This is a genomic window from Micrococcus sp. HMSC31B01, assembly GCF_001816085.1.
GTDB classification, from domain to species: domain Bacteria; phylum Actinomycetota; class Actinomycetes; order Actinomycetales; family Micrococcaceae; genus Micrococcus; species Micrococcus luteus.
Genome location: NZ_KV824910.1, coordinates 1 through 524 on the forward strand (window position 1 = coordinate 1; position 524 = coordinate 524).

The window sequence follows — 524 nt, forward strand, 5'->3', positions numbered from 1 at the left end:
GCGCACTCCGCCGGCCCGTTCCAGACGCGCGCCGGCGCATACGCCCTGATCGTGGACGGCGGCCGCGTCCTGCTCAGCTCGTGGCAGGGGCCCGAGTTCCTGCAGTGGACGCTGCCCGGCGGCGGCATCGAGCTCGGCGAGAGCCCGGAGGAGGCGTGCCTGCGCGAGGTCTGGGAGGAGACCGGCCACACCGCCGAGCTCACGGGCCTGCTGGGCGTCACGACCGGGACGATCCCGGTGGAGAAGCGCCTGCGGGGCGAGCCGCTGCCCCTGCTCACCGTGCAGGTCCTCTACACCGCCCGCATCACGGGCGGCGTCCTGCGCCCTGAGGTCGGCGGATCCTCGACGGACGCGCGCTGGTTCGACCTCGCGGAGCTCAGCGAGCTGCGCACCGCCTCCTGGGTCACCGAGGCGCTCGCCCGTGCCGGGGTGGACACGTGAGCCGCCCCGCCCACCGCCGCCCGACGGCCCTCGCCGCCTCCGCCCTCGTGCTGTCGCTGGCCCTGGGGGCGTGCGCGCGGCAG

1 protein-coding gene is annotated in these 524 nt (G+C 76.5%); it reads left to right on the forward strand.

All coding sequences use genetic code 11. The features are described from left to right. Positions 1-441 (forward strand): NUDIX hydrolase (locus HMPREF3105_RS01450; protein ID WP_141762384.1); only part of this gene is annotated, 441 nt, incomplete at its 5' end. Between the last annotated feature and the right edge of the window lie 83 nt (positions 442-524).